At 59.2% G+C, this 7,493-nt stretch carries 8 protein-coding genes and 1 pseudogene; 3 read left to right on the plus strand and 6 right to left on the minus strand.

Going from position 1 to position 7,493, the window contains the following annotated elements; all coding sequences use genetic code 11:
* The 3 genes and pseudogenes from C468_RS19200 to C468_RS04600 form a co-directional block, all read left to right on the plus strand.
* A pseudogene (locus C468_RS19200) lies at positions 1-79 on the plus strand (IS6 family transposase); the annotation flags it as partial.
* 49 nt (positions 80-128) lie between these two features.
* Positions 129-992 (plus strand): hypothetical protein, encoded by an 864-nt coding sequence (locus tag C468_RS04595; RefSeq protein WP_008847704.1) that lies wholly within the window; start codon positions 129-131, stop codon positions 990-992.
* A gap of 246 nt (positions 993-1,238) precedes the next feature.
* Positions 1,239-3,143: a serine hydrolase gene (locus tag C468_RS04600; protein ID WP_241430972.1), complete on the plus strand. Its 1,905-nt coding sequence runs from the start codon at positions 1,239-1,241 to the stop codon at positions 3,141-3,143.
* Between the two features lie 86 nt (positions 3,144-3,229).
* On the opposite strand, the gene C468_RS04605 is transcribed toward C468_RS04600, so the two are convergent.
* From C468_RS04605 to C468_RS04630, 6 genes are all read right to left on the minus strand, one after another.
* Positions 3,230-4,138: an ADP-ribosylglycohydrolase family protein gene (locus C468_RS04605; protein WP_008847706.1), complete on the minus strand. Its 909-nt coding sequence runs from the start codon at positions 4,136-4,138 to the stop codon at positions 3,230-3,232.
* Between the two features lie 141 nt (positions 4,139-4,279).
* Positions 4,280-4,666, minus strand: coding sequence for a PIN domain-containing protein (locus C468_RS04610; protein ID WP_008847707.1), 387 nt, complete (start codon positions 4,664-4,666; stop codon positions 4,280-4,282).
* Entirely contained in the window at positions 4,663-4,938 is a 276-nt protein-coding gene (locus C468_RS04615) for a hypothetical protein (RefSeq protein ID WP_008847708.1), read from the minus strand. The genes C468_RS04610 and C468_RS04615 overlap by 4 nt, the downstream gene beginning before the upstream one ends.
* A 283-nt stretch (positions 4,939-5,221) precedes the next feature.
* Entirely contained in the window at positions 5,222-5,845 is a 624-nt protein-coding gene (locus C468_RS04620; protein WP_008847709.1) for a peptide-methionine (S)-S-oxide reductase MsrA, read from the minus strand.
* A 148-nt stretch (positions 5,846-5,993) separates the two neighbouring features.
* The gene (locus C468_RS04625; protein WP_008847710.1) at positions 5,994-6,398 is read right to left on the minus strand and encodes an HVO_A0114 family putative DNA-binding protein; all 405 of its coding nucleotides are present in this window, start codon (positions 6,396-6,398) and stop codon (positions 5,994-5,996) included.
* Positions 6,399-6,421: 23 nt separating this feature from the next.
* On the minus strand, positions 6,422-6,727 hold the full coding sequence (locus C468_RS04630; RefSeq protein WP_008847711.1) for a toxin-antitoxin system TumE family protein: 306 nt from the start codon (positions 6,725-6,727) through the stop codon (positions 6,422-6,424).
* Between the last annotated feature and the right edge of the window lie 766 nt (positions 6,728-7,493).

Below are 7,493 nucleotides of genomic sequence, written 5' to 3' on the forward strand. Positions count from 1 at the left end.
TTTCAGCAATGTCGCGCTCGAGACAGCTCAAAATTGGCTCGAAGCCGTCGCAGTCTACCACAATTCACGCCAAACTTAACGCGACCGCTCACCGGGGTATTTAGTCGACGTCTCGTGAGAGATTCGATATGCCCTCCACGGACACCACACGAGTAGCCCCCGGCCAACGGTGGGAGACGACCCTTCACGGCATTCGTCGGCTGCCGCACCGGACGGCCGCGTTCATCGTCACGATGCATCCTGCGGTCTGGGTCGGCCTTTTCGTCGCGCTCCCGCTCGCAGTCTTCGGGTCGACGACCGTCTTCGGTTCGCGGGCAGCCGTTGGGTACGTGATCGTCTGTGCGTGTCTGTGGTTGATGGTCTGGTTTTCGAGTGCGGGGCTCAAGACGAACCGCTACCGGCTGACTCCCGAAACTCGCACCCTGGTGATCGAACCCGAGTACGACGACCCCGAGACCGAGCAGTTCGCGGCGGCGACCGGTGCTGACGAACAGACGATCGACCTCGCAGAGGTAGAGTCTCTACAGTTGATTCCGCTCGGGCCAATCGTTGCTGCTCGGGCCCGCTACCGGTCGCTCACTCTCACGAAGCCAGAGGGGTTCCTCATCCCGCGTGGACAACTCCGCGAGATTGTCGCCAGCTTCCGATTGTGTGGCGTGTCGGTCCCCGAACTGGTCGCCGGCGACCCTCCGACACTACAGCGTCGACCGCTCCGTGCTGTAGCTCGGATCGCGGCGACGCCGATACTGATCGGCGTACTCCCGATTTACATCGTACAGGTTCGACTCGGTATCGACGTGCGGCCGTTTCTGTTCGGGTTCGTGCTCGTCACTTGGGTCGTGATCGTTCGCCACCTCTCGGTCCGGTTCGGGATCCGTCCCGAGGGGAACCGAGCACGCGACTGGCTGCTTCGGTGGGTGCTCGACCTCTTTGTTTCGGCAGTGGGGTTAGTGGCCGCGCTCAGAATACTCGCGCTCGTTGAGTCGATGTGAGACCCGACTCCGTAGGGTAAACTTCATATAGAATAAATAAAGTCGGTTTGACACCATCGCACCCGAGACAAAGAAGCGAGGGTGAGCCAGCCGTGTGTACCACCTGGGCGCGTACGGCATTGTCGCCGTGTTGGCCCGAGATACCCGGCTGTTTCCCTTCACCGCTCACAACTCCGACACAAGCTCAACCGGATGAGTCGCCCCGCCCTCCACGGCGTGAACTCTCTCTCAAACACACTGCCACCGATGCCCTCCACACTCTCACGACGCCGTTTCCTGTCGCGGTCCGCGGCCGTCGGTGCTGGCACCGCCGTCGCGGCCAGCGGGCTCGTGAGCGGATCGACCGAACCGACACAAACGACCAACGTGGATACGCTTATCGACGACGCGGCCACCCGCGCGTTGACAGAATACGATGCGGGCGGACTGACAGTTGCCGTCGTCGACGGCGACGAGGTCCACACGAGCGGCTACGGCCACGCCTTTCTGAGCGAAGACGTCCCGGTTCGAGCGGACGAGACGCTCTTTCGCATCGGCTCCGTCTCGAAGGTGCTCACGTGGACGGCCGCGATGCAGGTCGTCGACCGTGGGCAGATCGCACCAGACGCCCCGGTGGACGACCACCTCGAGGCCGTCGACCTCCCGGAAACGTACGACGAACCGATCACACTCGAACACCTCGCCACCCACACACCAGGATTCGAAGTTCGAGGGCGAGGCGATTCGGTGAGCGATCCTCAGCACGTCCGTCCACTGGCCGAGTCAGTCTCGACAGACGTCCCGGCGCGTGTCCGTCCGCCGGGTGAACTCGCCCAATACACCAACTACGCCGCCGCACTAACCGGACAGCTGATCGCAGACATCTCTGGGCAGCAATTCGACTCGTTCGTCACGGAGAACGTGTTCGCGCCGCTCGGGATGTCAAACAGCACGTTCCAAGCGGCTCCGTCCGGACTCGTTCCTGCCGACGGAACGACCGTTGACGATGTCGTGAGTTTCTACTCCGACGTGTCGCCTGCCTCCGGCCTTCATACGACCGGCGCAGACATGGCGCGACTGCTCCAAGCACACCTGAACAATGGTGTCGTCGACGGCGAACGGATCCTCTCAGAGAGCGCGGTCGACGCGATGCACCAGCAGTGGTTCACACCGCACGAACGGATCGACGGCATGGCGTTCGGTCTCTTTGAGAGAACCCGTGGCGATACTCGGATCGTTCGTCACGACGGTGGAGTTCCACAGTTTTCGACCGAGTTCGCCCTGCTCCCGGAGGAGGGAGTCGGCCTGTTCGTGGTCGCCCACGGTAGCGAAGCATACAATGCGAAACAGGAGGTCGCAGATGCGCTCTTCGACCGGTACGCACCCGTTGATTCGAGTGGCCAACGGCGGTCTCCTGACGGGACACCCGAACGTGCTGACGAACTCGGCGGTCGATACCGGTCGGTGAACGCGACTGATACGGTCAGTTCCGAGAGAATTGTCTTCGGACTTTTTACCGGCCAACCGATCGACGCCCGAGTCGCCGACGACGGTCGGCTCATTACGGAGCAAGGAGACAGCACAGACGAATGGGTAGAAGTCGAGCCACTCGTCTTCGAACACGTTGAGAAGGACTCGACGCTGGTGTTCCGCGAGACGGACGGTGAGGTGACCCACCTGTTAGACGGACTCAGCGCGTACGAACAGATCGGCTACCGCGAGCAGCTCTCAGTACAGGGATGGCTAACAATGGCCGCTTCGGTGGTCGTGCTCACCGGTTTCGTGGGGTGGCCGGCAGCCCGGGGATGGCGTCGATACCGCGGCGGGGATTCACCGCCGGAATCTGTCACTCGTGCTCGGTGGATTGCAGGCGCGGGTATCGCCGGGCTCTTATTGTTTGTCCTTACTTTCGTCGCCGTTTCCGTTGCCGTGGCGTCGATGGGCAGGCCGACATTGATTGACCGCCCGCCCGCGTGGTTCGAGCTCGTGTTCGTCGTGCCGACGTTAGGAGCCATAGCGACCGCTGGTGCTGTCGCCTACGCAGTTCGTGCGTGGGCCCGAGAGGATTGGTCAATCGCCACGCGCGTCCACTACTCGGCCGTCGTCGTCGCGGCGACCGTCCTGTACTGGCTCCTGCAATATTGGAACCTGCTGTGGGTCCGGATGGGATGACTGATTCAACTTCCCTGTAAAGCCCTAACAGCAGGAAGCCCTCCGCTCAAGGAGCGACCGGCGTCAGCGGTGAGCGGGTCGAGTAGTCACGACAGGGTCGTGAGCTGACTTGCCAGCGATTCGAGTTCGCCCACCTCATCGATGGCACTCATCCACCGCTCCGGAAGCTGTGATTCCCCGAACCGCGCACCTGCGACCGCACCCGCAATCGCGCCGATCGTGTCGGTATCTCCACCGCGATTGACCGCAGTCACGATTGCTTCCTCGACATTCTCTGCGAATAGCCCATCGTGGAGCGCCGTCTGTAGCGAGTGAACGACGTACCCTGACGTCTCCAACGTATCGAGAGAGTCACCACGAGCGAGCGGTTGGAGCGCCGTCACAAGTTCAGCAGGCGCGTCTGAACCGACCTCGTCGAGCGCGTCCTGTAAGGGCGTGTCCGCGTTGTCGAGGAGGCCCGCCACCGTGAGGTTCAGAATTGTACAGCCGTACGTACATCGCGGATCAGCGTGCGTGATCTGCGAGGACTGCCGACTCACCTCCACAAGTCGATCCCAGTTCGTCGCGTACGGGATGGCGAGCGGCGCGCATCGCATCACGCTCCCGTTGCCCGCGTTCTGGCCTTCAGGACTGCTCTCCCAGACGTGCTGGCCTGCTTCGTCCCACTCGTCACCGTGTTTGAGTTGGCTCAACGATCGCCTCGTCATCCCTCCAATATCAAACGGCCCACTGTCGTACCACGCGACGAACCGCTCGGCAATGTCTGCTGGATCGAACTCGTGTTGCTCGGCGAGGCTCCGTGCGATACACAGCGCTTGCTCGGTGTCGTCCGTGATCGTCCCAGCAGGCTGGTTCCACGTTCCGTTCCCAATCATCTCGTCGAGCTGCCCGTGCTCAGCACGAATCTCGGAGGCAGGCATAAACTCAACCGGCCGGCCAAGCGCGTCCCCACAGGCGATCCCACAGAGAACACCACGAGCTCGATCGATATCCATACGTCACACAACACAAGTCCCGACGAAAAGTGTCGGGTGAGAAGTACTGCTTCGGTTCTCTTTCCGTCTCGCAGTCGAAGGCTCTGTCAAAACACTTGGAAACGGATAGGTTAGGTGTGCTCAGTCAGTCTGAGGCATGGCTCACTCCTCGTCAGTCGGTTCCAACGGAAGACGCTCGGGATCGACATCCTCGTATGCTTTGTCAGAGCTTAAGATGGGATGGCCACGAGTTTCGGCAGTAGCGGCATGGAAGGAATCGAACGCGGTCATCCCGTCATCGAAATAATTCACAGCCTTGAGCACGATCTGGCGTTCTTCATCGGTCTCAACGGGAACAATCTCAAGCATATTTGAGAACAGCTTGATGTAGTCGAACTCGTGGCGCTCCTGGATGAGCAGAATTTCTAAATACGAATACGTCGATGTGACAACGTCTTGTTCTTCCAATTCTTCTTCTGCTCGGTCTTTTAGCCAGTCGGAGTCCTTAGCGAGGGCGAGGAGATAGTCTGTCTCAACGTACGCAGTCATTTGTCGCTATCCTCACCCGACCGTTTTCCTCGGGCAAACCCCGCTTCAGCATCCTTTTTTGCCTGTTCTCTCGCACCCTCACGGAGTTCGTCTATCGACTCACCTTCAAATGCGTCGCCAGCAGCGTCACGAATCGCTTCAAGCGGGTTCTCGTCGATAGGAATTAGTTCGAGACGATCTTCGTACTCGACCACGTGGAACTTCTTCCCATACTTCTGCCTCAGTTTTGAGGACAGATACAGCCGCCCGTGCGAATCCGTTTCCACTGACATAGGTATCCCTTTGTATGGCATGAATAAAGGTTTTGTCCCAAATATCGGTCGGCTGTCCCATACCATTCGTCAGCGGGTTCAATCAGCTGGTAGACTGATTTATTCGCTATCACGCAGATGGGGGCGACTCCGAGTAAACTACCCAATGTAACAATCGCACGAGCGCATCTCGACAAGCGGTGTAACCGTGACCGTGTCGGGACCGTCGCCGTCAGAGAGCCGCGTCCTCTGTTTGACCGGCCCTCATCGGCGATACTGCCCATTGTCAATCAATTCGTGGTGTCTAGGCTGTTCCGCGATCGGGTACCGAGAGTTCCTCGTCAATGCCGACATCGTGCCCAGCGGCGTACCCGTTCAGCTTGGCAGCAATCGGCGACTCACGCAACTCGTCGTCGCCGTACCCCGCCGTCTCAAACGCATCCATGAGCGAGGAGACGGACCGCAGCTTGTACTTCTGGTGATAATCCTCAGCAGGATAGAAGCGTGAGAGCTGCTCGATGCGTGTTCCGATCCCATCGGCAGTGAGCCCTCGCGTAGCGAGAAACTCATCAAGGACTGCTTGTTGGTCTTCCGTCTCAGCGAACACGATGTTCTGATACTGTGTTTTTCTGGTCTGGTGCTGTGGGTTGTGTGATTTAAACACCCGATTTAGAAGGTCTCGATACGCTACCGTGTCGGGATCGAATTCGACTTGGAACACTTCCGTGTGGTCGTCTAACGCGTGATACGTCGGATCGAGTTTTGTACCGCCGGCGTAGCCGACCCGGGTGCGAACGACGCCGTCCATCGCACCGAACTGGGCATCTGGCCCCCAGAAACAGCCGATTCCGAACGTCGCCGTGGCAGTCTCCGCACTATCTATCGCACGGCGGTCGTACTCGCGTATCTGTGTTTGTGTGAGCGTCATTGGAGTCACCAGCCTCGAGAGTCGCCGGAGCGCGGGTCGTGGATCCCACCGCATCTACCACTAGTTAGGCTCGCAGCCGTATATGCTGTGTGTGGTGAGATACGGAAAGGAAGCAGCGACGGTGGACCAACCCGCATGCGGGTGGCCGTTAGGGCGCTGCCGCGCCGATATCCCCGTCAGATCTCGCAAATGGAATGTCGATTTCGAGACCGTCGTAGGCCAGTTTTGGTTTCTTCGCGTGACCTGCTCCGCCACCTTCGAACTCGATAACACCGATATCGTCGAGTTCAGAGAGGTTTCGGTGAACCTGTTTGTAGTCCCGGTCCACCAGTTCGGCAGCTTCGCGGATACTTTCGGGTTCGTGTTCGGATATTGCCTCTAACAACTCCAAGTTCTTCGGACTGAGGAGTCGGCTGAGTTCAGCGTACGAGCCGAAATTCAGTACCGGCTGGGCATCGTCGAGGTCCTCCCCCTCCTGAGCGGCCTTGATTCGACTGCGCGTGCGCTGATCGAGGCGGTCGCGTTCGCCGACGGTGACTTTGAGTGTGGGCATGGTGTGTCCCTCCCGGAGGCGTCCTACTCTGACCAGTCCCACGAAACGGGGGTCAGTTCTTCAACGTCACGCTTGAAGCAGTCGTAAAGCGTCAGCATTCCTGGGAACTGAATGATTTCGACATCGTCCCCGATGTGGCGCTCATGACCTTTCGTCCGTTCGTGAGCGTTGTCGTAGCGGAGGATGGTATCGCCACCGACTTCCCCGAGGTGTAGACCGTAGTCCCACCCGCTCGGGTACTTCTCAGCCTCCGTCTGCCGAATGGTCACACTGACAACGTAGCCGTCTTCGACATCCTTCCAATCTTCGATGGTGGTGTAGGACGCCATCCGCCATCCTATGTTGTCACCTCCATACGTATAAGCCTATGGACCCCACGACATAGGTATAGTCGGCTCAGACAGGTTCAGGTGGTTCTGTTGAGCCCTGAAAAGGTGATCTGTTTTGCCCCAATCTAGTCAATACAGGAGACACACGCACCGGTCAGCCCGTTGAAACCCGGGAATCGAAGAGCCTATGATGAAGTCGATCCCGTCGCGGAGCGGCCTTCCGAGTCGGAGATTGGTTGCTTGGGCGGGAACCTGCGCGGATTCACCTCGTCTAGCCGGGTGATCCGCCAGCCGTCGCCCCGACATCGGACCGATTCAAGAACGACTCTGACGGTGTCACCGCGACTCAATTCCTTTAGTTGCTCGCGGACCGCGTTGGTAGAGTCGATCACTTGATACCTCCGTCCGTCAGAACCGTACAGCGTCACGGCCCTGTGGCGGTGCGGTTCCGACGCGAGTCTACACCGCTGCCGAACGCCGCCAGTCGCCCCCATCGGTTCGAGACACGGGTAGTACAATGATAAAACGAACTATGAGCCCGATATACGGCGACAGAGCTCTACAGACCGGTACCGAGACGGTCGCAATTAGTCGAACCGATCCTGGTTTATCGACGGAGTAGGGTATCAGAGAAGTCCGGCTTTGTTGACTCGATGGAAACGCTGCTACCCTAGGAGAGCGTGAAACAAGATATGGGGCGCAAGAGACCGACCTGGATTTCGTGCCACAGAGCACGTTTTGTTGACTGGTCCGTGTGCGAAAGAAG

The sequence above is a fragment of the Halorubrum kocurii JCM 14978 genome (assembly GCF_000337355.1).
Classification (GTDB): Archaea; Halobacteriota; Halobacteria; order Halobacteriales; family Haloferacaceae; genus Halorubrum; species Halorubrum kocurii.

Excerpts from the sequence above, each read along its gene's own strand:
- C468_RS04615 (WP_008847708.1), bottom strand. The coding sequence starts at position 4,938 with ATGTCAGTGGAAACGGATTCGCACGGGCGGCTGTATCTGTCCTCAAAA.
- C468_RS04625 (WP_008847710.1), bottom strand. The coding sequence starts at position 6,398 with ATGCCCACACTCAAAGTCACCGTCGGCGAACGCGACCGCCTCGATCAG.
- C468_RS04630 (WP_008847711.1), bottom strand. The coding sequence starts at position 6,727 with ATGGCGTCCTACACCACCATCGAAGATTGGAAGGATGTCGAAGACGGC.
- C468_RS04595 (WP_008847704.1), top strand. The coding sequence starts at position 129 with ATGCCCTCCACGGACACCACACGAGTAGCCCCCGGCCAACGGTGGGAG.
- C468_RS04610 (WP_008847707.1), bottom strand. The coding sequence starts at position 4,666 with ATGACTGCGTACGTTGAGACAGACTATCTCCTCGCCCTCGCTAAGGAC.
- C468_RS04605 (WP_008847706.1), bottom strand. The coding sequence starts at position 4,138 with ATGGATATCGATCGAGCTCGTGGTGTTCTCTGTGGGATCGCCTGTGGG.
- C468_RS04620 (WP_008847709.1), bottom strand. The coding sequence starts at position 5,845 with ATGACGCTCACACAAACACAGATACGCGAGTACGACCGCCGTGCGATA.
- C468_RS04600 (WP_241430972.1), top strand. The coding sequence starts at position 1,239 with ATGCCCTCCACACTCTCACGACGCCGTTTCCTGTCGCGGTCCGCGGCC.